Genomic DNA, 24396 nt, shown 5'->3' with positions numbered 1-24396 from the left:
AAAATTAAATACAAATTAGAATACTATGAAAAGTAAATATGTAATACTTGCATCAGCATTATTGATTTCAGTAGCTACTTTTGCTCAAAAAGATCAAATCAAAAGTGCAGAGAAAGCATTAAAAGGCGGAGATGCTCAAGGAGCAATAACCATATTAAAAGATGCTGAAAACCTGGTTGTAAATGCCAAGGATGTTGAACAAGCACAATATTACTTTGTAAAAGGTAATGCATTATTAGATTTAGCAAACAAAAGTGTAGATACAGGTACAAACTTATCTCTTGCTGCTGAAAGCTATAAAAAATTAATTGACATTGAAAAAGAGTCTGGAAAACAAAAATATTCAACTCAGGCTGCTGCATCTATCGCAGAAATTAAAGGTAAATTAATTAATGCAGCTATTGCAGACACACAAGCTAACAAACATAGTGACGGTGCAAAAAAATTGTACGATGCTTATTTATTAGATAAAAAAGATACTATCAATTTATACTACGCTGCTTCTACAGCTGTAAATGCTCAGGATTTTGATACTGCTTTGCCAATGTATGAAGAGTTGAAAAAACTAAATTATTCTGGTAAAGGAACAAGTTATACAGCAGTAAACAAAGCTTCAGGTAGCGAAGATGGTTTCAATACAGCAAGCGAAAGAGATTTAGCTGTAAAATTAGGAACTCACGAAAAACCAAAAACTGAAGCTATTCCTTCTAAAAGAGGTGAGATCTACAAAAACTTAGCTTTAATTTTAGTTCAAAAAGGACGTATCGAAGATGCGAAAAAAGCGATTGCTGATGCAAGAACAACAAATCCTGATGATTCATCTTTAATTCTTACTCAAGCTAATTTATATCTTGAAACTAAAGATTTTGATACGTATAAAAAACTAGTTGGTGAAGCTTTGCAAAAAGATCCTAAAAATGCTGACTTGATTTTTAATTTAGGTGTAATTAGCGCTAATGCTAAAAACCCTGAAGATGCTGAAAAATACTATAATAAGGCAATTGAAATTGATCCAAATTATACAAATGCATATCTTAACCTTGCAGCGTTAAAATTAGAAGCTGAAAAACCAATTATTGATGAAATGAATAAATTGGGTACATCTGCAAAAGATATGAAACGCTACGATGTGCTTAAAGCACAAAGAGAAGGTGTTTTTAAAGGAGTTATTCCTTATCTTAAAAAAGCACATGAATTAGATCCTAAAAATGAAGATGTTTCAAAAACATTACTAGGGGTTTACAAAGCATTAGAAATGACTGCAGAAGCAAAAGCATTAAAAGCAACAATGAACTAATCATTCATTATTTTCTATAAAAAAACCATTCACCGCGGTGAATGGTTTTTTTATGCTTTAAAATTATTTCATTAGCTAACCAGAGTAGCAGATAAAGTAATAGTAGTATTTAAAAGTTTAGATATCGGACAGATTTCTTTTGCTTTTGCTGCTGTTTTTTCAAATTCTTCTGCTGAAATAGAAGGTACTTTTCCTTTTAAATCTAAATGAATTAAAGTTATTGTTCCGTCCTCAAAAGTTACAGTAGCCTCTGTAGATAGATCATCTGCAGTAAAACCTCCTTCATTCAATAAAAAACTCAATTGCATCGTAAAACAGCCTGAATGTGCTGCTGCAACAAGTTCTTCCGGATTTGTTCCAACTCCGTCTGCAAATCTTGTTTTAAAAGATAATTGTGCTTTATCCAAGGTTGTACTTTGTGTACTAATAGTTCCTTTTCCTTCCATACCGGTTCCTTGCCAGTTCGCATTTGCTTTTCTTGTAAATTTCATTTTTGTCGTTATTAGGATTAATTGAATAGTATTTAGTAAGCCGTCAATAGATAATGTGACTATCAAATATAATCAATATTTTACAGAATTGTTTTATGAAGTTTGATTAGAATGTTAAGTTTAATGTTTCAGGTTTCAAGTTTGAGATGAGATTTAGGTTAAGTAAATTTTACCGCAAAGAACACAAAGCTTTGTAAACTTTGCGTTTTTATAAAAGCCTTACATATAAAAAAACTTAGTGTGCTTTGCTATAAAAATTTAGTCCAAAAAAAAGCTGCAATGAATATCTTCATGCAGCTTTATATTTAAATAGGTTTCGACTTCGCTCAACCTGACATTTTACGAATTAAATTACTCTGGTTGATTCAGGTTTCTTAATTGTTTCAGTTTATCTTTCCAAACTTCAAGGCTTTCTTTGTGGATAGCGATGTTTTTGCGAACTTCAACTACAATTGAATTTTCTTTTTTCGCGTTTTTAGTATTTGTAAAAAACTGAATGTTATTTTCTAACTGAAAAATTTCGTTTTGTACTTCTTCAATTTTACGCATTAAGAAGATCTTTTCGTTATCAAGTTTTCTGGTATCATTGCTCTCTGATAAAGAATCGATTCTATTAGAAAAACGCATCATTTCAGTTTCTTTTTTACTCAAACTTAATTTTTCAAAAAGTGCATCCAGAATTTTATTGAATTTCCCTTCGATGTGACGTCTTGAAAAAGGTACTTTTCCATAACCTTTCCAGGTTTCAATATGAAGTTTTATCGCATCTAAATCTGTTTTATGATCTCCGGTTAATTGGTATGCTCTTAAAATATCCAAGTAAGCTTTCTTGTTATCAAAAGCAGCAACTTCATCTCCGTTTTCTTCAGATTTATGTTCTTTTAGCTTGTCAAAATAATGGTTACAGGCATCTTTAAATTCTTTCCAGATTTTATCTGAATATTTTTTAGGAACATGGCCAATTTGTTTCCACTCTTCCTGAATTTGTTTCATTATCGGAGTAGTTGTTCCAAAATCTGTACTTTCCTGTAATTCTTTGGCTTTAGCAACCAAAGCCATTTTTTTATTTAAATTGTCGTTCTGATCTTTTTTAATGTCTTTATAAAATGAATTTTTAAAAGAATTAAAGTTTCTCACGGCAGTTTTAAACGCAGCCCAAGTTTCTTCGTTTACTTCAGATGGAACTTTTCCGGCAGCAAAAAACTCATTTCTAAGCGCTTCTACCTTTTGTATTTGAACTAACCATTGTGAATGAGAATTTACTTTCTCAGTGCCTAAAACTTCAATTTTAGCAATGATTTCTTTTTTAACTTCAAGGTTTTGTTGCTCGTTAGCTCTTTGTCCTTCAAATAAAAGCTCTCTTTTATCATGAATTTTTTTAGTCAATTCACTAAATCTATTCCAGATCGTATCACGATGTTCTTTAGAAACAGGTCCAATATCTTCTTTCCAGATTCTGTGTAAATCCTGTAGCTCACGGAATGCTTTGCTTACATCAGTTTCATTTACTAATTCCTCAACGCGCGCAACTATTTTTTGTTTTTGATCTAAATTGTATTTAAAATCCAAATCTCTTGCTTCACGATCTAAATGCAGATAATCATAGAAATTTTCTACATGAAAGTGGTAATTGTTCCAAACATGATTGTATTTGTCTTTTGGAATTGCTCCTGCATTTTTCCATCTTTCTCTTAAATCATTAAAATGTTTAAGTGTATCCTTGATGTTTTCCTGCGGATTTATAAGCTCTTTTAGTTCCTCAACGATAGCAAGTCGATTCTCTAAATTTGATTTTAAGTTGGTTTGTAAATGTTTAAAATGAGCATTTCTTTTTTCTCTAAAAACATTATAGTATTCATCAAACTTCGATTTTAACGGAGAATGATATTCAAATTCCTCATTTGGATCTTGTTTTGAAGCATTAAATTCTTCTTTTTTCTCCTCTATAAGGTGATTGTATTGTAATAAAAACGACTTTTTAATTTCTTCAATATGATCCTTTACAGACATTGTTTTATCTGTATTTACAAGCTTTTTCAATTCATCAACAAGAGCATCTAATGAAAAAGTATCATAATCCTGCATAGGAATATCATGACGGTCTTTTAACGTCTCATCTTCACTTTCTTCAGCATTCGAATTTGTGATAGCATCTAATGCTGTTTGATGATTTGCTTCTGCAACTTCTTCAGAACTTTCTACTTCGCTTTCTGCAGGCAAAATTTCATTTTCTTGCGTTGGTTCAGAGTCTGATGTTTTAATTGCATCATTTGGTGTAGAATCGCTGATTTCGATTTCTGATTTTCCGTCTGCATCTTGCAGGTTGTCATTCTTTTCTTCTAACATTTTAAATGTATAAGGATTTTTATTTTAAACATTGCGAAAGATAGTAAAGGTGTTTCTAAATACAAAATAAATTGTTTGTTTATACACTATTTACGATTAAATTCTTATTTATTATAGTATTTTACAAATATGATATTGATTTTTTTACTGTTTTTTTTGAAGTTAATTTAAATTTCACGATAATTGATTTTTTAGAAAAAAGGAAATAAATCAAGAATCCTGTCCACAAAAAGTAAATTTATTTTACTCTTTTTAGGAAACCGTTTTATAATTAAAATAATATCAAAACTCCTGCCTCTAAACCATAATTATATGATTTTTGATCTCCAAATGCAATACTTGGATGTATGTAAGCCAAATTAGTAGGCGTTATTTTTCTGCCATATTCAATGAAAGCATTATTTTGAAAACCCTTCGCTGTACAATTATACCTAAAAGTAACATCTGTGCCAATCCAGTTCTTCCCAAAATAGTGAAGTAAAAGATTTTCGTAAGATGTTACCTGAATTGTTTTTCGATTGCCGGAACCTGCAAAACTCGAAAAATTTTCAACCGAAGAAATCCATAAATAATGTTTTTCTGCTCCCAGATATTGTCCGTAAAATAATGATGGAGCAGCAATCCATTTTCCAGATCCCAAATTAGGATCATTCGAAGAGTCTGTTATAACGCGGACTCTGAGAGCAAATGCCTTTTTTTCATCTATATAAGGGATATTTGCAACGCCAAAAGAAAAATCACCAAAGCCGGTTGTATTAATATCGTTTGATTTTTTAGAAATTAAAGGCATATCTGCGCGAAAATTCCAGGATTTTCCAATAGGAAGTATAAACCTCACATCCGTTGTATTACAAAAACCTGCCTGTGTGTCCAGATATTCATTAATAACTACAATCGTTTTTTTAAAATAGTTAATTCGGCCGTTATTAAATGGATTTTCTTGTACTTCATCTATAATTTGAGCATGAATAAAGAGAGAAAAAATAAGCAAAGTAAAAGTTATAATAATTTTCATAATTCTGGATTTAAATCCAAAATTAAGTAAATAAAAACTTACAATTTAATATTTATAAGAAAAAGATTATAATTTGTATTTAAGACAATCATTTTGCTGATGTTTTTTAGAAAATATTCTAAATTAAAACAAAATTAGCATTCCAACTTCGATGCCATAATTATACGATTTGTGATTTCCAAAACCAATACTTGGATGAATGTAAGCCATATCATTTTGGGTTATTTTTCGTCCAAATTCTATAAAAGCATTATTAGGATAACCTTTGTTTGTAGCATTATATCTAAAAGCGACATCCGCAGCAAACCAGTTTTTTCCCAAAATGAACATTAAATAATTTTCCAACGCAGTCGTATTAACATCGCTTCGGTTATCTGATCCTGCAAAACTAAGTTGATTTTCTAAAGATGCAATCCAAAGCATTTTTTTCTTGTAAAAGTAACTTCCATAAAATATTGCGGGAGCAACGACCCATTTTCCTGTTCCTAAAGCAGGATCTACTGCTGAATTTGAGACAATTTTAACCCTAAAAGCAATTCCTTTACTATGTTCTAAATAAGGAATATAACTAATACCTGCACCAATATCTCCAATTCCTGTTTTATTTATTGATGAAGTGTTGGTCGATACTAAAGGAAGATCGACCCTTAAGTTCCAGGCTTTGTTAGCGATAGGATGTAGAAAACGAAGCTGAGTGGTATTAAACGATCCGGAATCAGTATCTAAGTACTCATTAAAAAGTAAAATCGTTTTTAAATAATAATGATAACGCGCTTCAGTATAAGGATTTTTCGCCTTTGAGATACTGTCTTGAGCATTTATTGAAAATATGGACAGAAAATATACTAAATAAAATCGCTGTAATTTTTTCATAACTACTTATTAATGAGTAGTCTAAATTACAAAATTTACTTTTAAGTCTTATTTTTGAAGTTGTTTTTTACTTATTCCAAATCTTCCATGCTTTTTCAGCTTGAAAAATAAGCATGTCGTAGCCGTTTTTAATTGTTGCCCCTTTTGTCTTAGCATTCTTAAGAAATTGCGTTTCTTCGGGATTATAAATCAAGTCGTAAGCAATGTGTTTATCTGTAAAAAATTCATACGGAAGATCAGGGCAAGCTTCTATATTCGGACTTGTACCTACTGGCGTACAATTGATTATAATTTGAAAATTATCAAATGTTGTAGCATTTATCAAATCATAATCTATGATGTTTTCTTTCGCTTCTCTTGATACAAAAGTGTATAAAATACCAAGTTCATCAAGAGCAAAAGCAACACCTTTTGATGCGCCGCCTGTACCTAAAATCAGGGCTTTTTTATGATGTGGTTCTAATAGAGGTTTTAAGGATTTCTTAAAACCATAATAATCAGTATTGTAGCCTTTTAGTTTTCCTTTTTTGGTAAATTTAATCGTGTTCACCGCTCCAATTAAAGCTGCTTTTTTTGAAAGTTTATCTAAGAAAGGAATAACTTGCTCTTTGTAAGGAATCGTTACATTTAAGCCCGTCAAATCCGGATTGTTTTTTAGTAATCCCGTAAAATGATTGATTTCAGCAATATCAAAATTTTCATAGGTATTACCTATAAAAACTTCATTATTGAATTTTTCAGTAAAATATCCTTTCGAAAAAGAATAACTAATATTACGGCCTAATAAACCAAAACGCCTTCTTAAAACATCAACCATTATTCTTTTCTATGTTTTTCAATATAATTTCTAACTGTTTTTTTAGACCAGACAACCGGGAATAAATCTTCAATTAAGATATAATTTTCAAAATTTAAACGTAATCCGTTGCTTAAATGAAATTTTGCTTTTGTATTGTCCTGAATCATAAAATATAATCCGGCTAAACGATATTCGATTTCATTTTCTTCAGGGAAATATTCTGATGCTTGTAATAAAGTCTGAATTGCGCTTTCAAATTCTCCTAAAAACTGAAGAATGTCAACCCAAAATAACCATGTGTCTAATTGATAATCACCAAATTCTACAGCTTTTCTGTAACCGAATTCAGCTTCTTCAAAAAAGTTCATTTGTTTATTTATCGTTGCATAACGTTTCCAGTACAAACGATTTTGATTGTCGATTGCTAAAGCTTTATTGACAAAAAATAATGCTTTTTGAAAGTTTTTTTGACGAACATGAAAATCCGTAATGGCAATCCATCCTTTATCTAAAAGCGGATCTTCATGAACGGTTTGATTGTAGTATTGTAAAGCTTTTACAGAATTTCCAAGTTTTTCGTAGCATTTTCCAATACGCAATAACGCGTAAGAAGTTGCATCGTCCAACTCAATCGTACGGTTGTAGCTTTCAATAGCTTCGCTGTATTTTTTTAGACGTTCATAAGCTTTTGCTTTTTCCATAAATGCACCTAAAAACTCATCGTCAATTAGGGTTGCATAGTCAAAAGCACGAATAGCATTTTCATATTCTTTTACGCCATAATGCAAGCGCCCAAGCTGGTGCCATGCAATTTCACTATATGGGTTTTTATTGATGTAATCGTTAAGATATGAAATCGCTTCCTGATTTTGATCTAAAAATTCAAAACAATAAACGACATTATAAAGTGCAGACTGATCTTCTAAATCCTCTTCAAGACATTTGATAAAACTGTCTTTTGCCATCTCAAGGTTATCCATAAAAAGATACTCCATTCCAATCAAGTTATACACATCAGCGTAATCGTCAGTATATTGCAAGGCAATTTTAAGCAATTCTACCGCTTTTTCGTGTTGATCTCTTTTAGAACAAATATTAGCTTTCTGGATGTAAATTTCCTCATTGTTAGGTTCAATTGCATATAACTCATTCAAAAGCTTCTCAGCGATTTCGAGTTTGTCATCATAAACCAACATTTCTACTTGTACTAATTTTAAGCCTGTAGATTTTGGATGTTGGTCTAATGCAAGTTTTAAGGCCTTTTTTGCTAAATTAGCCTTGCCTATATCTAAATAATGAAGAATAATTTCTTCAAATTCTTCAGAATCAAAAAAGAGTACTTTGTTAGTTTTTAACATCGACTCAAATTTGGATAGGGATAGGTTATAATCTTCTTCTTCGTTGCTTAATTGCATACTTTCTATATTTGAAATTAGCCTGTTATAAATTTAGGCAACCATATTCTTATGAGCGGAAAGGAAATTAATTGTTTTTAACAATTTAATTAACAATATGGACAGAATTTTTATTCTGTTTTACTCTATAATCTCTTGAAATATAAAAGATTAATTTGATTATTTTAAACTTTTTTTTCTTTTTTCAGAATTTCATCCATAACGTTTAAAATTACAGCACAACCTTCTTTAATTTCTTCTTCAGAAATTGTTAATGGCGGTGTAATTCTTATGGCACATCCTTCAAAGAGTAACCAAAACAAAATCAATCCTTTATCCTGACAATTCAAAATAACTTCATTCGTTATTTCGGCACTTTCTGTCATGGCAGCAAGCATTAATCCTTTTCCTCTAACTTCCTTTATCAAAGGGTGTACCAAAAGCGATCTGAAGAGTTTTTCCTTTTCTAAAGCTTCTTGCATTAAATTTGTCTCAGTTAATTCCTGCAAAGTAGCTAAACAAGCTGACGCAATGACAGGATGACCTCCAAAAGTGGTTATATGTCCTAATTTAGGGTTTTCGGTTAAAAGGTCCATTTTTTCTGCCGAAGCCGTAAAAGCACCAACCGGCATTCCGCCACCCATACCTTTTCCCATCACCACAATATCCGGAACTACATCATAATTTTGAAAACCAAAAAGTTTTCCGGTTCTGCCAAAACCTGGCTGAATTTCATCTACAATCATCAACGCACCAACTTCATCACAACGCTGACGTACTTTTTGTAAAAAGTTATCCTGCGGCTGAATAAATCCTGCACCTCCCTGAATAGTTTCTAATAAAATTGCCGCCGTTCTCTTTGTTATTTTTTGTAAATCTTCTTCGTTATTGAATGTAATAAAATCAACATCCGGCAATAAAGGACGAAAGGCTTGTTTGCGTTCTTCAAATCCCATAACACTCATAGAACCCATTGTGTTACCATGATAGGCATTATGACAAGAAATTAGCTGACTGCGGCCTGTTGTTCTTTTTGCTAATTTTAATGCGCCTTCTATAGCTTCTGTACCTGAATTTACTAAATAGGTTTTATTTAAAGATTCCGGTAAAAGTGAAGCCAGTAATTTGCAGTATTGAACAGCCGGGCTTTGCGAATATTCACCATAAACCATTACGTGCGAATATTTATCTAACTGATCTTTAATAGCCTGATTAACTCTAGGATGTTGATGACCGAGCGTACAAGCCGAAACTCCGGCAACAAAATCTAAATATTTTTTATCGTTAGTGTCGTAAATATAAGAGCCAATAGCGTGCGAAACTTCCATTCCTAAAGGATATGGAGATGTTTGTGCTTGATATTTTATAAAATCTGAATTCATTTTTTTTTCTAAGCTTCAAAGGAGCAAAGTTGCAAAGGGACTAAGGTTATGGGTTAGTCTCAGTTTACAGTTTACAGTCTTAGTGTGTAAACTGAAAACTATTTCTTAGCCTTCGTATTAGTTTTTGTACTTGCTTTTGTTGCTGGTTTCTTTTTGTCGTAATCAAGGGTTTCTTTCCTCACTTTCATTGGAACGTTTTCTTTTGCTTGTTCGTCTTTTCCTTCCTTGATTAATTTATCATTCATCTCATTTTCTTCAGCAGTAAAAATATCATCTTTAGACCTTATTCGTTCATCGCCACGCCAGACTAAACCTCTCAATTTACGTGCATTTTCGGGTAAGTCAGCTTCGGGATAAATATCGCCATCTACTTTATTGAAAAAAGAAATGGTTTCAACCGCATTATTTTCTAAAATAAGATTGATTTTACTGCTTACATTTTTATTAATTCCGATGAGTTCCTGGGCATCATTCCTCATGTAATATAGGACTTCTGTATTTTTGATGACATCTACATCGTGCAATTTGCCATCTTTAAATTTTCCAAATAAATTGAGGCCTTTTACCTGATTAAATCCCGTTCCGAGTGTGTCCCGCGAGACCATAAATGTATTATTGAGAACTTTTAGCGAATCTATTTTTTTGGTGTTATTATCACCAATTAAGTGCATAACGTCTCCTGTAATTTGACTTTCGCCATTCCAAAGAATTGGATTTCCAATTAATTTTGTCAAAGCGGTTTTAGAATTAGAATGAATCGAATCACATTTTCCGCTCATGTCAACTTTAAAAAAGCGAACATTATTATAAGCTCTTAAAATGCGTTCACCTTCTTTTCCGGTAACCATTAATTTTTTTCCGTGAATATAAACTGAATCATTTTCTACAAAATTAATCGCAACTGCTCTTTTGGTTACAAACATCGAATCTTTTAATTTATAAACTTCGGCATAGTGACCTTTTACAACTCCACGATTAATCGAATCCGTAATTTTTACATTTCGGGTTGCCGAGGCAAATTCAGTATTTCGATTGTAATATAAACTATCGCCCTCTATGAGTCGATCGTCATATTTGATATAAGATCTCCTTAAAAAATGTGCGAGGTTTTTCTTGGTGTCATAAAATCCTTTTTCAGTATAAATATAATTAGCTTTACTGGTAATTGTCGAAGGTCCAAATAGATAAGTATGTCCGGAATTACTGTAATAATCCAAATGATTTGATTTAACGACGTATTTAGGATTTGTTAATGTTACTTCTGTCAAAAACTGAAACTTTTTTTCAGTAACATAATATCTTCCTGATTTACTTACAAGCGTATTATCTTTATTAATAATTGTTCCTTTTGAGTTATAAAAAACCTGTTGAACATTTCTGTCAAAATTAATCGTATCTGTTTGTAAAGTTGCATCTGGCGAAGTCATTACGGCATCTCCGGTTGCAAATGCTTTTTTCAAATTTCCGTTATATTCAGCGTATTTACTATTCAAATATAAAGTATCTCCCTGAACCAATTGTACATTACCAAAGGCTTTTAGATAATTTTCCTTTTGAAAAAAATAAGCTTTATTGCAAGTTAGTACAACGCCATCGTGATTTACTTTTACGTTTCCTGTCAGTAAAAGGGCATCTGGCATTAATTCCTGATTGACATCAGAATAATCAGCATTTTCTACAATGATTTTTTTTGGAGCTTGTGCAAAAATGCTTTGAACACTTAACAGAAGCAAACAATAAGATATGAAAAAGAGTGATTTCTTCAATTGATTAAATTTTTGTCAAATTTATGAAAAAGGATAGAACCTTTAAGGATATTAGGATTAATTTATAATTGTTTATTTTTAGGGACAAAGGTTCAGAGTTGTAAAGGAACAAAGGCTTTTTTTAAGTCCTTTTAAAACCTTTACATCTTTGAGACTTTGCAACTTTGAGCCCTTCCCCAAAGTTACCAACAAAACCCGGAACTATCTCGTTATAGTTTTGCTTTTTGGAGCTAAATCAAAGTAAGTTTCTTTTGAGTTTTAAAAATTAGCTTAAATTTAAAAAATGGTTCCTGATTTTTTGATTCAGTTTTTAAGTCAAAAAAAGAATCAGCTTATAAAATGAATTATGAAGAATAAAATATTTTTTGTTACAGGATTGGCTGCAACCATGCTATTTTCGGCATGTAAAACCAAAGATTTAAAAATGAATACAACAAAAGAAGAGATTACAACTGATAAGAAAATTGTAGTTTATCAGGTTTTTACACGTTTATTTGGAAATAAAAATACAACCAACAAACCTTGGGGAACGATTGAAGAAAATGGAGTAGGGAAGTTTAATGATTTTACAGATACAGCACTTCGCGAAATTAAAGATTTAGGGGTTACGTATATTTGGTATACAGGAGTTCCGCATCATGCTTTAGTTCGCGATTATACATCATACGGAATTTCTAATGATGATCCTGAAGTAGTAAAAGGCCGTGCAGGATCACCTTATGCCGTAAAGGATTATTATAATGTAAATCCTGATTTAGCTGTAAATCCTGCAAATCGATTGCAGGAATTTGAAGCTTTGATTGCCCGTACACACAAAGCAGGATTAAAAGTAATTATAGATATTGTGCCTAATCATATCGCACGTAAATACGAAGGAAAGAATAATCCGGAAGGCGTTAGGGATTTTGGTGCAGATGATAACGTAAATGTAGAATACAGCCGAAATAATAATTTCTATTATATTCCAAATGAACATTTTCAAATTCCCGATGGAGATCATCCGTTAAACGGAGAAAAAAATCCTCTTGTTGATGGTTTCTTTGATGAAAGCCCAGCAAAATGGACAGGAAATGGTTCCCGTAAAATTAAACCGGACCAAAATGACTGGTATGAAACGGTGAAAGTTAATTACGGAATTCGTCCTGATGGTTCTAAGGATTTTCCTGAACTTCCGACTGGTTTTGATCAAAAATCATATCAGAAACATTTTGCTTTTTGGAAGGATAAAGACGTTCCTGATTCCTGGAAAAAATTTAAATCGATTGCTTTATACTGGACAGCAAAAGGTGTTGATGGTTTTCGCTATGATATGGCAGAAATGGTTCCGTACGAATTTTGGAGTTACATGAATTCTGCTATTAAAATGAAAAATCCGAATGCTTTTTTATTGGCCGAAGTTTATAATCCGAATGAATATCGAAATTATATTCGTTTGGGAAAAATGGACTATTTGTATGATAAAGTTGAAACCTATGATAAACTGAAAGATGTAATTCGCGGAAAATCTTCTCCAGATGGGTTATCTAATATTCAAAATGGAATGTCGGATATCGAACATCACATGCTTCATTTTTTAGATAATCATGATGAACAACGTTTAGCAAGTGCTGAATTTGCAGGAACTCCGGAAAGAGGAAAACCTTTAATGGTAGTTTCGACAACAATTAGCACCTCGCCAACAATGGTTTATTTTGGACAGGAAGTAGGTGAGGCCGGAAATGAAAATGCAGGTTTTGGAACCCGATCCAGAACTTCTATTTTTGATTACATTGGAGTTCCAAATCATCAAAAATGGATGAACGATGGAAAATTTGATGGAGGTCAGCTTTCGGAATCAGAGAAAAGTTTACGTGATTTTTACAAACGATTATTGAATTTTTCGATTAACAGTTCTGCCTTAATGGGAAGTTTTCAGGAAATTCAATCTGTAAATCGCCAAAATAATGCTGGCTATGACGAATCCATTTATTCCTATGTGCGTTGGTCAGAAAATCAAAAATTGATAATTGTTACGAATTTTTCTTCTGAAAAAACAAGTGAATTTGATTTGAAAATTCCTTCTGATATTATTTCAAAATGGAATTTGAAAGATGGAGAATATCAACTAAAAGATCAATTGTACCAAAAGAATACGGTGGAGTTAATTGTTAAGAATGGAGAAGGAGTGACAAGAGTTAAAATTTTGCCTTCGGAATCTTTTATTTTTGAAGTAAAATAATTTCTTCCTGCAAGGTTTTTTTAATGTTGTAGATTTTAAATATAACAAGATTCGTTTATTATCCTAACAGGTTTTTAAAACCTGTTAGGTATTTACATACTAATTAGCATACCTACAAGGTTAAAAAAAAACCTTGCAGGATACAAAGATCAAATTTATGGATAAACAAAAATTAATGTTTATATACCATAAAATTATTCCGTTTTAGAATTTTATTCCCCATTAATACTTTGGCATTCGCAGGCAGTGTTATTTCTTTTTTTATACCAAAGTTGATTATAACAGTGATTTTTTCGCCCTCAAAAGATCTTGTAAAAGAAATTTGATCTCCATGAAGTTCAAGATTATCATAAATTCCATATTGCAAAACTTTTTCATTATTTCTTAAAGCGATCATTTTTTTATAGCTGTTTAGAATAGATTTTTTTTGATTTTCTAAAACAGCAACATTCGTTTTTTTATAATCAGGATTGATTTTAATCCATGTTTTCTCTTTAGAAAATCCTGCAAATGAATCAGCATTCCATTGCATTGGGCTTCGTGATTTGTCGCGATTGTGTTCGTTTCCTTCAAGAAGTGCTTCGTTTTCATTTTTGCCTTTTTCAAGCGCTAATTTATAATGCGTTCTTCCTTGAATATCGACCATTTCGCTACTATTTTTAGCAATAATATTATGCATCCCCATTTCTTCACCATAATAAATAAACGGAACTCCTTTTGCTGTAAGGATCAAAGCTGCAAGTGCTGTGGCTCTGTCGGGATTACCGTCTGCCAGCCTGTCGATCATTCTGGGCATATCGTGGCTGCCAAAAAATAGAGTTGGATAATTACTCATGTTTTTTTCCATGCTTTGCAGCTCATCAAAAATACGTTGGGTCGAAAATGATTTGATGCTTCCAAAGTTGAAATTAAAAACAACATCTAATAAATCCTGCGATTGATATTGTTTTAAAACTTCTATTTTGTCACTTCCTATTTCTCCCACAATAAAACGGTTGTCATATTCGCTTACGGTAGATTTTATAATTTGCATAGCATTTTTTACACCTCCCTGATCAATGTCATTTATGTGATCTTGTTTTCCGTCTTTTATCGGATTATCTTTTGTAATGCCGTCAGTAGTCAGGAAATTGATTACATCTAATCTAAAACCGTCTACACCGGCATCAAGCCAAAAACGCAATACATTTTGAATCTCAGTGACTACTTTCGGGTTTGACCAGTTAAGATCGGCCATTCTTTTATCAAACTTATGATAATAATATTGATTGGTTAAAGTGTCTTTTTCCCAGGCAGTTCCTCCAAAAAAAGATTCCCAATTATTCGGTTCATCTTTCCAGATATAATAATCACGATACGGATTGTCTTTTGACTTTCTGGATTCCTGAAACCATTTAGAATCTGTAGAAGTATGGTTAAAAACCATATCTATAATAACTTTAATTCCTCTTTTATGAGCTTCATTTAAAAAAACATCAAAATCTGCTTTATTACCATACGTTGGATCTACTTCATAATAGTTGGCAACATCATAACCATTATCTACTTTAGGAGAAGTTAGAAAAGGCGTTAACCAAATGCCTTTTATACCTAATCCTTTTAGATAATCTAATTTTTGGGTCATTCCTTTAAAATCGCCATATCCGTCTCCGTTGCTGTCTGCATAACTCGGCATGTAAATTTGGTAGAATACAGATTCTTTCCACCATTTTTTGTCAGCGTTTGCTTTTTGGGCAATAGCAGGTTTTATGTTTATCATTAGCAGAAAAAAGAAAATATACTTGAATGTATTAGATTTCATAATGCATGCTTATTATCTTTTTAATTTATTGTTGCTTAGGCTCATTTTCTGTCATTCCGAGGGACGAGGGATCGCACTATCCCGAAGCTTCGGGACGCAAAGAAAATCGCCAATCTTTCGAATTACGAGTGTAATCCCTCGTTCCTCGGGATGACAAGATTGTCGCTTTTTTATTTTTTATTTTGCGATTTATAATCTACAACAACACCATCAACAAGCATTTTTTCTCCTTCATAAGTAACTTTCCCATTTGCAGGAACATACACAATTACAGCAGAACTTAACGCATCAATTTTTATTTTAGAAGATGAAGTAACATTTCTGGCAATAAAAGTTCCTGAAACCGTATTGTATAAATCTACTTTTTTGCCTTTTTCCGTTTTTATTGTAACCGTTTTACTTGTAGAAAATGGATTATAATACAGATATGATGGATACGCTTTATCACTAAAAAAATCTGTCGCTAATAAGTTTAACTGTAATATTCCTGTAATATTGGTTTCACGAATAATACTTCCGAAGATACCTACGTGACCGCTTCCGTAAACACTAAATTGAGATTCTTTAGGATTTTCTCCAAGTACCCAAAGTGGACCGTCGCCTTGCGCTACAGGACCTTTTAGGTTTTCATATTCTTTATAACTCGATTGACGAATCATACCTTCGTAACCAATTACTCCTTTTGTCACTTCAGCAAGTTCCGGAATCGTTTCATGGTCGTCTGGCATATATTGCGGGTAGAAAAAACGTGAAGCATTGGCTGCGTTCAACATCCATTTTCCTATTGCAGTTGCATACGATTGATCGTATCTTACCATTGGCACTAATGGCCATGCTGCATCATAAGTATTCATTAAAAAGCCATAACCGCCATGATCTACAGTACTGCCAAAAATGCCGGAAATATCAATGCCATTCCAATTACCCACCAATGAACCCCATCCTTCACGACAAATAGGAGTTCCGTCAAATGTCCAGTCCAGCATTTTGTTAGTATCGTATTTTGTGCTTTCTTCTGCATTTATTCTTGCCGCCAAATAAGCTCCAAAAGGCATTAAAACTTCATAAGTTGGATTTTTTGATTGTGATTCTAATGCAGCTAATGCGCTTCTAGCTCCTTTTAAGTACTTAGCGTCTCCAAACTTTTTATAAGCCATATACAATACCCATGCGTGACCCGCAGCGGCATCAGGCTGTGTGCAGATATGGTTTGTCATTGGAGTCATTTTATTATAATCAAAATAGGAATAATTATAATTTCCATTTAAAATTACATCAGCTTCATAAAATTTATCCGCAATGCTTCTGGCTATTTCTTCGAATCCGGGTTCATTAGGATATTTGTCATAAACGGCAAAGAATAAAAGATTAGGATATACATCATACCACCAATCACGACCGTAACCACCGCCCAATAAAGCAACTTCCGGACACGTATTATTCATCATAATATTCCAGTTGGTTTCTTTGTTGAAATAGTTTTTCAACATGGCAACATAGTTCAGGTTTTGCTGATTGTTTTTGTCTACACCTACTAAAGTTGCTCCTAATGTAGCACCCATTGTAGCCAAAGCTTCATGAAACATTCCTTTGTTATGATCCGGACCTTGTCGTACATCAGCCACAGCAGTATATAAACCAACGACTTTTTGAGGAAAATTCTTTTGGGTTTCATCCATCCAAACCATTGGCCAAAATTTGCCTTTGGCATTAAAATCATAAACTGTTTTATCAAAATCTAAAGCCAGTTTTTTATAATCAATAATTTTTAATGGCTGTGGTAGATTAGGCATTTGATCTACACGAGGTATTTTTTGTTGTTTTATTTGTGCAGATGCTGCTAAACTTAACAGAAACAGGCACGAAGTTGTAACTTTTATAAATGTATTCATTTCTTTATTTTTTATTTAAAGTAGTTTTGCAGCTACTTCTTCTAATACTTTAGTATCAGTTTCCGGCTCAGGAGAAAGTTCCAGACCTCGTTTGATGATTTTTTTGCTGATATAAATTGAACATAATTGCAATAAAGCAATAATACCAATGGCATATCTTAAAGCAAAATCTTCAGAAACTGCATAATATAAAGTCAGGAAAGTTCCGGCACCAAAAAGCCTTCCAATATACAAACCGGCTTCATGATTTAAGATATAGGTAAACTCGCCTCTTTTTTCTATTTTAGATACTATATCAATTACTTTTAACTGAATAGGGAAGTAAGCTAAATCCATTAAAGGTTTTGCAATAAGTAACAATAATAAAAAGATGATTACTCCGGTTTTATCGAATAAAATTCCGTTTAAACAAGCTCCCAAAGCAAATAAAATTAACCCAACAGAAAAAGTTTTGATTCTGTCAGAAGGTTTTGAAAATCGGCCAATGAAATAAATGATAATGGCAGCTAAAATTGCACCAATAGATTGAGCTTGTCCTAATGCACCTTCTTCACCTAATATTTTAAAAATCAACATTGCAGGAGCGGTAACCAAAAATCCTTGTGCCAAACCTTTAAAAGTTGCCAGAGATAATAGTTTATACCATAAAGGATGAAATTTGAAAAATATATATTGTTTTTGAACGGGATTTTCGAATTTACCTCTGTAACAAACTATTGAAGCGATAATGGTAATCAAAAAAACAACTGCAGTAATGATTACGTAAGCTTGATGTTTTTGGTCTTCGCCTGTTTTAGATTGTATAAACCAGCCAATTGTTGCAGGAATTGCAATGGCTATTATAGTATATATAAAAGTCTCTAAACCATAATAATAATTTCGATTATTATCATTTGTGATTGACAAGGCCAGATAATCTCTATTAGACCAATATAAACCAAATGAAAGCCCCATTGTGATACCAGCAATACCAATTCCGGTTAAGTCTAATGTTCTTAATGACATCATGATAATCATTGAAACACCGCTAAGCATCATTCCGATTGAATATAGTTTTCGGATATTGAAGTACTTCAACAAGAAACCATTTAATAAAAAAGTAAGCGGAATTCCGGTATAAATAGCCAATTGATAAATGACAACTTTAGAAGTGTCATTTGAATTTCGCATAATATACGCCGCAACAAAAATATCAATTACAGGTAATACCAATGCATAAACCAAGTTGGTAAAAATTAGTATTCGAAAATTATGGGTTTGACTTTTAAAATGATCAATTTCTGATATAAGTTTTTTAAACATTAGTTATTTTTTAAAAGTAAAAGGATTTCCTTAATCGAAAATTGAGCACCGCATACAAATTCATCTGAAGCTCCGTAATAAATAGTCAGTGTATCTCCATCTGGTTCTACAATGTGACCGTTTGTAAATACTACGTTTCCAAAAAATCCGCTTAATTCGTATTCTGTTGTAGGAACCATTATTGGCTCTTCCGTTCTTGCAATAACTTTGGAAGGATCATTTAAATCCATTAAAAAAGCACCTAAACAATACTGGTGATTTTCATTGGCTCCATGATAAATTTCCAACCATCCCTGATCTGTTTTTATAGGGGCAGCACCGGCGCCAACTCTTTTGCTATCCCAATGATTTTTTCTGGTTCTAATGATACAATGGTGATTTCCCCAGTGAATTCCATCAGGAGATGAGGCAATCCAGATGTAATTCCCTCCAATATCTACACTGCTTGGGCGGTGTAAGGCATAAAATAACCCGTTTATTTTTTCTTCAAAAATGGCACAATCCTTATTGTGTGCCGGTAATATCATACCGTGTTTTTTGAAGTTTTTCCAATCTGTAGTAGTTCGTAAACCAACTCCAACACCATTATCAGATACTGAAGTAAAGGTTAGATAATAAGTTCCTTCGATCAAAGCAACACGACAATCTTCAATACCAAATGTTTCCAGAATACCTTCGCCAACTAAAGACGGATAATTTTCCGGCTCATAAAACTGATGTCCATCATCACTGCATAATAATCTCAGATGTGATAATGTCGTTAAATAATCTGTTCCTTTATAATTGATAACACGGGCATCGTCTGCAATTAATTCGGGATCATCTTTTGCGATTTCGATGATTTGAATTCCGCCTGTTTCTGTTAATATTGGGAAAGAAATAATGTTTTCTTTTTGTTTTGGTCTTTCTGCAACTCTCACGGCAAGCCATGTTTTATCCTGAAATTGAAATACTCCCGGATTCAGTAAGCAAGTAATTTCTAATCCTTCTCTGCTTGCAGGAATATCTGAAGGTGATAATAATGGGTTATCTGCAAAACGTTTAGCTATGTCTTTCATGTTGTTTAGTTCTATGTTATTGTAAATTTAGACCTAACAGTTCTGATGGGGATAAAATCTGTTAGGTCTAATTTTTTAAATATTAATATCCTGGATTTTGTGTTAAAAGTCCCGCTGAAGCATCTACTTCTGATTGCGGAATTGGATAAAGCATGTGTTTGTCTAAGAAATTTTTTCCGTGTGCAGCCATTACTTCTTTTGCAATTCCCCATCTTTTTAAATCGGGCATTCTTTGATTTTCAAAACCAAGTTCTGCTCTTCTTTCAGAAATCAGCCAGCCTTTTACAACAGCTTTGTCGCCGGAATTTGGTCTGTCTAATAATGTTCCTGCAGGTGGAGGAGGACCAACTGAAGTAACCGTCATCGTTTCGGGTGGGTTAGTAATAGAATTAGGATCTATAACTCTAACCGTAACGGTAGTAACTGTATTTCTGGCTCTCGCTCTAATTTGATTTATGATATCAATAGCACCTGAATAATTGCCAGTTTCATTAAGAGCTTCTGCTTTCCAAAGTAAAACATCAGCATAACGAATAAATACTTTATTGTTTGGAGCATCATCATCGCCTTTATTACCGCCATTTGTAGTTCCTAAAAGTTTATTAACCCATTGTTCTGGAGCATTTACCGTATATAATTTTCTAGGGTCATTAGGTTCAAATGACGCTAAAAAGTCAGCGCTTGGTGCAAAAAATCCCCAGCTAAGAGGAGCGCAGATTCCATTTCCTTTTCTTGGATCAGCTTGCTTAATATGATTATAAGAAAAAATAACTTCATTATCTGCATATTCAGTATTCATATTAAAGTTATCAAAATAATTGGCATCTAAACTATAAAAACCAGTTGTTTCCAATTCTGATACTAAGGTTATTACGCTTGTCCAATCTTTATTATATAGTGCCGTTTTGGCCAGTAATGCAATAACTGCTCCTTTAGAAACTCTCCATTTATCTGTAGCTGATGAATATTTTGAATTAGGTAAAAGTGTTTTTGCTTTTTCTAAATCAGTTTTAATTTGGCTCCATACTGCTTCTTTTGGAGCTCTCACGGCTTTATCAAAAGCTTCCTGATATGTTTTTATTGGAGCAAGAATTAAAGGCACATCACCAAAATTAGTTACTAGTGAGAAGTAATAATACGAACGTAAAAAATAAGCTTCACCTGTTAACTGATTTTTTCTTTCGGTACTAATTCCGGTAAGAGATTCAATATCCGGATTTAATAGAAAATTCAGGGCAATATTGGTTCTTTTTATGCCTTCATAATCATATTTCCACAATCCGTTAGGACCTCCATTGGTAGATGTAAAAGTAAAATTATTAATTTCATCCATCCAAGGCTGATCTCCGTCGGGAGACCATTTTTTTTCCATATCATCAGATGCTACATCATCTATTATAATATCATTTTGAAATACCAAACCGGCATTCCAATCCCATTCTGCCAACTGATTCAATTTATTCGATAACATATCGTAAGATGAAGTTACAGAACTTTCTACTGATGTTAATGTTGGTTTAGAATTTGCCTGTTCCAGAGTTTGCGATCCGATGGGATCTGTGGTAAGTTCATCCTGACAGCTTGTTAATGCTAATAGCGAAATCATGATCGCTGTTATATATGTATATTTCATGGTTCGTTTATTAAATTTTGAATTTTAAACCTATTAGTATTGAACTAGATTGCGGGTAAGTTCCCTGATCTATGAAAGAAGTTGATTCAGGATCTAAACCAGTATATTTCGTAAAAGTCAATAGGTTTTGCCCAGATATATACATTCTTAAATACGTATCTCCAATTATTTTAGGATCAAACGTGTATCCAATTTCAAGATTTTTTAATCGTAAATACGAGGCATCTTCAACAAAAACACTTGAAACCTGACTTCCTCCGTTATCATTCATGGTATTTCGAGGAGTTGTGTTGCTTGTTCCTTCACCATTCCATGCGCCTAATACCGCAGTCGTTGAATTGAAAGGACGGCTATCATAATCTAGAATTTGTTTGAGGTCATTATAACGATCTACGCCCGAAACTCCCTGGAAAAGAAATGACATATCAAATCTTTTATATTCAGCATTAAATGAGAAACCGTAAGTTATTTTTGGAATTGAACTTCCGATGAATGTTCTGTCATCAGCGTTAATTTGTCCATCTCCATTTAAGTCTTTAAACTTAATGTCACCCGGTTTTGCACCGTTTGAATTTGAATATAGCGTTGAATTTATTTCAGCCTGATTTTGATAAATACCATCAAACTTTAGTCCGTAATATGAACTTATTGGTTGTCCAACTACTGTTTTTGTATGCGTTTTGTCATCATTAATCTCTGAAACATATTGCTGAAGCTGTTCAACATTATTTTTTAAAGTGGCAATGTTTCCGTTGATTCCGTATTTAAATTCATGATCATTGTTTTGAAAATTAGCTCCAAACTCAAATCCTTTATTAGTTACAACACCGGCATTAACATACGTTTTGTTGATTTGACCAACGGTTGCTGACGGTAAGCCAACAGCCAATAAAATATCATTGGTTGTTTTATCAAAATAATCAACAGAGAAAGTCAGTTTATTGTTTAAAATACTTAAATCAAGACCAAAGTTGGTTTGTGTAGTAGTTTCCCATTTTAGATCCGGATTTCCGTAACGAACCACGCTTATGATTCCGCCCGTTTCTGTAACAAGAGTTTCATAGGCATTATTAGGGATTTCCTGATTTCCTGATTGTCCCCAACTGGCTCTCCATTTCAAATTAGAAATCCATTTTGCATTTTCCATGAATTTTTCTTTAGACATTACCCAACCTCCGGAAACTGAAGGAAAATAACCCCATTTATTATTTGGTCCAAAACGAGAAGATCCGTCGGCTCTTATAGTACCTGAGGCAAAATATTTACTGTCATATCCATAATTAGCAGAAGCAAAAAAGGAAATAAGATTCCAGCTTTGCGCAGATCCTGAACTGTTTTTACTGGTGTCGCTTCCGTAATCAAGATAACGAAAAGGATCAGTTGTATTATTATAATTAATTCTGCTTCCGCCTACAGCAGATTGGTCGTAACTAACTGTTTCTTCACCTAATAATGCATTGATGCTGTGTTTTTCGGCAAGAGTTTTAGTATAGTTTAAAGTATTTGTAAAAGTAAAAGTCGTTGCTTGTCCTCTGTTTTCGTTTAAGCTCGAAGGCCTGTTTTGTCTGCCTTGACCGGGATATAATTCATTTGGATCATTGTCATTATCATCTCCATAATTTTCTCCGAAAGCTTTGTTATGATCAAAAATGATTTCTGCTCCAAAATTACTTCTGAATTTCAATGATTTATCAGCAAGGAAAGCATATTCTCCATAAACATTCCCAAAAGTTTTAAATGCTGATCGCACATCATCTGTAAAATGAACTATAGCAAGAGGGTTAGAGGTTAGTTCATAATTTCGGCTCCATCCACCATTTGGATTGTTGTTTAAATAGAATGGAAGGTCAGTATAAGGATCATTTTCTTTATAAGTAGGATCATTAACATCTTTATAAATTCCTAAAACAGAAGGGCGTAATAATGCGTGTCTGATTACTCCCGGAGCATCTCCGCTAGAAGACATTTTATCTTGTTTGGTACTTGTAATCTGAAAGTTTGTTCCAACTTTAAAACGATCTGTAACTTCAGTATTAATATTGGCTCTGAAATTAATACGTTTATAAGTATCCTTGTCGCCAACGACAATACCATTTTGACCAAAATAGCCACCGGATATTAAGTATTGTGTTTTCTCAGAACCTCCACTAAACGAAAGTTGTAAATTATCTGTTTTGCCTGAAGCAAATAATTCTTTTAACCAATTTGTATCAGATAATGCTATTCCGTTTACTTTTCCGCTCGTTATATCTGCACTGTAAGGGCTTATTGCATTAGCAGGATTATTGTTAGAGTTGTGCCAGGCCTGATCCATTATCGTTAGATATTGGTCTGCATTCAGCATTTTAGGCAGGTTTGTAGCATAACTGGTTCCCGAATAGTATTCGACATCAATATTCGATTTTCCTTTTGCACCGCTTTTGGTCGTAAGTATAACAACACCACCGGAAGATCTCGATCCGTAAATGGCAGTTGCGGCAGCATCTTTTAATACGGTCATCGATTTTACATCAGACATATTCAGGAAAGAAATATCGCGTGTTGCAACACCATCTACAACGTAAAGTACTTCGTTGTTTCCAAGTGTTCCTTCCCCTCTAATACGTATTTTAAGTCCGTCTCCCGGAGCACCTGTATTGGCAGAAACCGAAACACCGGCAACTTGACCTTGCAGCGCCTGACCAACGTCGGATACTTTTGTTTTAGATAACTCAGACATATCTACAGTAACTACTGCACCTGTTATGGCAGATTTCTTTTCACTGGTATATCCTACAATAACAACTTCATTTAAAGTGTTTAAATCTGCTGTCAGTATTACATTCAAATTTGTTTTACCTCCAACAGCTATTTCCTGAGATTGATATCCTATATAACTAAAAATCAATATAGCATTAGGATCTACATTTGTAATGATATAATTACCATCAAGATCGGTCGTGGCATAGTTAGAAGTTCCTTTTACATTGACGTTTGCTTGTGGCATTGGACCATCAGCATCTGAAACTACACCTTTAACGGTTTGGGCATGTATAATACTTCCAAACATAATTGTTCCAAACAGAAACAACTTGCAAATATGTTTTGTTATCATGATACGGAAGTATTAATTGAATTACTGAATTGATT

General features: G+C 33.0%; 16 protein-coding genes. 2 read left to right on the top strand and 14 right to left on the bottom strand.

The features are described from left to right. Window positions 1–25: 25 nt before the first annotated feature. Window positions 26–1297, top strand: coding sequence for a tetratricopeptide repeat protein (locus tag GKZ86_RS20655; RefSeq protein ID WP_154784948.1), 1272 nt, complete (start codon window positions 26–28; stop codon window positions 1295–1297). A 71-nt stretch (window positions 1298–1368) separates the two neighbouring features. Here the strand turns inward: GKZ86_RS20655 and GKZ86_RS20650 are convergent, their stop codons facing one another. The 8 genes from GKZ86_RS20650 to GKZ86_RS20615 all read right to left on the bottom strand — a co-directional run bounded on the left by GKZ86_RS20650 (window position 1369) and on the right by GKZ86_RS20615 (window position 11363). Further along, entirely contained in the window at window positions 1369–1788 is a 420-nt protein-coding gene (locus tag GKZ86_RS20650; RefSeq protein WP_154784947.1) for an OsmC family protein, read from the bottom strand. 351 nt (window positions 1789–2139) lie between these two features. Continuing rightward, the gene (locus GKZ86_RS20645) at window positions 2140–4134 is read right to left on the bottom strand and encodes a DUF349 domain-containing protein (RefSeq protein ID WP_154784946.1); all 1995 of its coding nucleotides are present in this window, start codon (window positions 4132–4134) and stop codon (window positions 2140–2142) included. Between the two features lie 271 nt (window positions 4135–4405). Then, window positions 4406–5149 (bottom strand): lipid A phosphoethanolamine transferase, encoded by a 744-nt coding sequence (locus tag GKZ86_RS20640; RefSeq protein ID WP_154784945.1) that lies wholly within the window; start codon window positions 5147–5149, stop codon window positions 4406–4408. Between the two features lie 123 nt (window positions 5150–5272). After that, window positions 5273–6022, bottom strand: coding sequence for a lipid A phosphoethanolamine transferase (locus tag GKZ86_RS20635; RefSeq protein WP_154784944.1), 750 nt, complete (start codon window positions 6020–6022; stop codon window positions 5273–5275). A gap of 67 nt (window positions 6023–6089) precedes the next feature. Then, entirely contained in the window at window positions 6090–6839 is a 750-nt protein-coding gene (locus tag GKZ86_RS20630) for a shikimate dehydrogenase (protein WP_154784943.1), read from the bottom strand. Continuing rightward, entirely contained in the window at window positions 6839–8236 is a 1398-nt protein-coding gene (locus tag GKZ86_RS20625; protein ID WP_154784942.1) for a tetratricopeptide repeat protein, read from the bottom strand. The genes GKZ86_RS20630 and GKZ86_RS20625 overlap by 1 nt, the downstream gene beginning before the upstream one ends. Window positions 8237–8400: 164 nt before the next feature. Then, on the bottom strand, window positions 8401–9597 hold the full coding sequence (locus tag GKZ86_RS20620) for an aspartate aminotransferase family protein (protein WP_154784941.1): 1197 nt from the start codon (window positions 9595–9597) through the stop codon (window positions 8401–8403). A gap of 98 nt (window positions 9598–9695) precedes the next feature. After that, on the bottom strand, window positions 9696–11363 hold the full coding sequence (locus GKZ86_RS20615) for an OstA-like protein (protein ID WP_370456781.1): 1668 nt from the start codon (window positions 11361–11363) through the stop codon (window positions 9696–9698). 346 nt (window positions 11364–11709) lie between these two features. Between GKZ86_RS20615 and GKZ86_RS20610 the strand changes: the two genes are divergently transcribed. Further along, window positions 11710–13581 (top strand): alpha-amylase family glycosyl hydrolase, encoded by a 1872-nt coding sequence (locus GKZ86_RS20610; RefSeq protein WP_228526633.1) that lies wholly within the window; start codon window positions 11710–11712, stop codon window positions 13579–13581. A 172-nt stretch (window positions 13582–13753) separates the two neighbouring features. On the opposite strand, the gene GKZ86_RS20605 is transcribed toward GKZ86_RS20610, so the two are convergent. The 6 genes from GKZ86_RS20605 to GKZ86_RS20580 all read right to left on the bottom strand — a co-directional run bounded on the left by GKZ86_RS20605 (window position 13754) and on the right by GKZ86_RS20580 (window position 24361). After that, entirely contained in the window at window positions 13754–15382 is a 1629-nt protein-coding gene (locus tag GKZ86_RS20605) for an alpha-glucosidase (RefSeq protein ID WP_228526634.1), read from the bottom strand. 170 nt (window positions 15383–15552) lie between these two features. Further along, entirely contained in the window at window positions 15553–17274 is a 1722-nt protein-coding gene (locus tag GKZ86_RS20600) for a hypothetical protein (protein WP_154784940.1), read from the bottom strand. Window positions 17275–17289: 15 nt separating this feature from the next. Then, window positions 17290–18576 carry an MFS transporter gene (locus GKZ86_RS20595; RefSeq protein ID WP_154784939.1) on the bottom strand — a complete coding sequence of 429 codons (1287 nt, stop codon included), beginning with the start codon at window positions 18574–18576 and terminating at the stop codon, window positions 17290–17292. After that, window positions 18576–19634 (bottom strand): glycoside hydrolase family 130 protein, encoded by a 1059-nt coding sequence (locus GKZ86_RS20590; protein WP_154784938.1) that lies wholly within the window; start codon window positions 19632–19634, stop codon window positions 18576–18578. The genes GKZ86_RS20595 and GKZ86_RS20590 overlap by 1 nt, the downstream gene beginning before the upstream one ends. Before the next feature lie 82 nt (window positions 19635–19716). Continuing rightward, the gene (locus GKZ86_RS20585) at window positions 19717–21267 is read right to left on the bottom strand and encodes a RagB/SusD family nutrient uptake outer membrane protein (RefSeq protein ID WP_228526635.1); all 1551 of its coding nucleotides are present in this window, start codon (window positions 21265–21267) and stop codon (window positions 19717–19719) included. 10 nt (window positions 21268–21277) lie between these two features. Continuing rightward, complete coding sequence (locus GKZ86_RS20580; protein ID WP_154784937.1) at window positions 21278–24361, bottom strand: TonB-dependent receptor; 3084 nt, start codon at window positions 24359–24361, stop codon at window positions 21278–21280. Window positions 24362–24396: the final 35 nt, after the last annotated feature.

Origin of the sequence: Flavobacterium sp. LC2016-13 (assembly GCF_009707955.1) — a bacterium.
Lineage (GTDB): Bacteria > Bacteroidota > Bacteroidia > Flavobacteriales > Flavobacteriaceae > Flavobacterium.
The sequence above is the reverse complement of the archived record's forward strand: the minus strand, read 5'-3'. Positions and strand labels throughout refer to the sequence as shown.

Coding starts and splice junctions, on each gene's coding strand:
- GKZ86_RS20655 (WP_154784948.1), top strand. CDS start 26: ATGAAAAGTAAATATGTAATACTTGCATCAGCATTATTGATTTCAGTA.
- GKZ86_RS20650 (WP_154784947.1), bottom strand. CDS start 1,788: ATGAAATTTACAAGAAAAGCAAATGCGAACTGGCAAGGAACCGGTATG.
- GKZ86_RS20645 (WP_154784946.1), bottom strand. CDS start 4,134: ATGTTAGAAGAAAAGAATGACAACCTGCAAGATGCAGACGGAAAATCA.
- GKZ86_RS20640 (WP_154784945.1), bottom strand. CDS start 5,149: ATGAAAATTATTATAACTTTTACTTTGCTTATTTTTTCTCTCTTTATT.
- GKZ86_RS20635 (WP_154784944.1), bottom strand. CDS start 6,022: ATGAAAAAATTACAGCGATTTTATTTAGTATATTTTCTGTCCATATTT.
- GKZ86_RS20630 (WP_154784943.1), bottom strand. CDS start 6,839: ATGGTTGATGTTTTAAGAAGGCGTTTTGGTTTATTAGGCCGTAATATT.
- GKZ86_RS20625 (WP_154784942.1), bottom strand. CDS start 8,236: ATGCAATTAAGCAACGAAGAAGAAGATTATAACCTATCCCTATCCAAA.
- GKZ86_RS20620 (WP_154784941.1), bottom strand. CDS start 9,597: ATGAATTCAGATTTTATAAAATATCAAGCACAAACATCTCCATATCCT.
- GKZ86_RS20610 (WP_228526633.1), top strand. CDS start 11,710: ATGAAGAATAAAATATTTTTTGTTACAGGATTGGCTGCAACCATGCTA.
- GKZ86_RS20605 (WP_228526634.1), bottom strand. CDS start 15,382: ATGAAATCTAATACATTCAAGTATATTTTCTTTTTTCTGCTAATGATA.
- GKZ86_RS20600 (WP_154784940.1), bottom strand. CDS start 17,274: ATGAATACATTTATAAAAGTTACAACTTCGTGCCTGTTTCTGTTAAGT.
- GKZ86_RS20595 (WP_154784939.1), bottom strand. CDS start 18,576: ATGTTTAAAAAACTTATATCAGAAATTGATCATTTTAAAAGTCAAACC.
- GKZ86_RS20590 (WP_154784938.1), bottom strand. CDS start 19,634: ATGAAAGACATAGCTAAACGTTTTGCAGATAACCCATTATTATCACCT.
- GKZ86_RS20585 (WP_228526635.1), bottom strand. CDS start 21,267: ATGAAATATACATATATAACAGCGATCATGATTTCGCTATTAGCATTA.
- GKZ86_RS20580 (WP_154784937.1), bottom strand. CDS start 24,361: ATGATAACAAAACATATTTGCAAGTTGTTTCTGTTTGGAACAATTATG.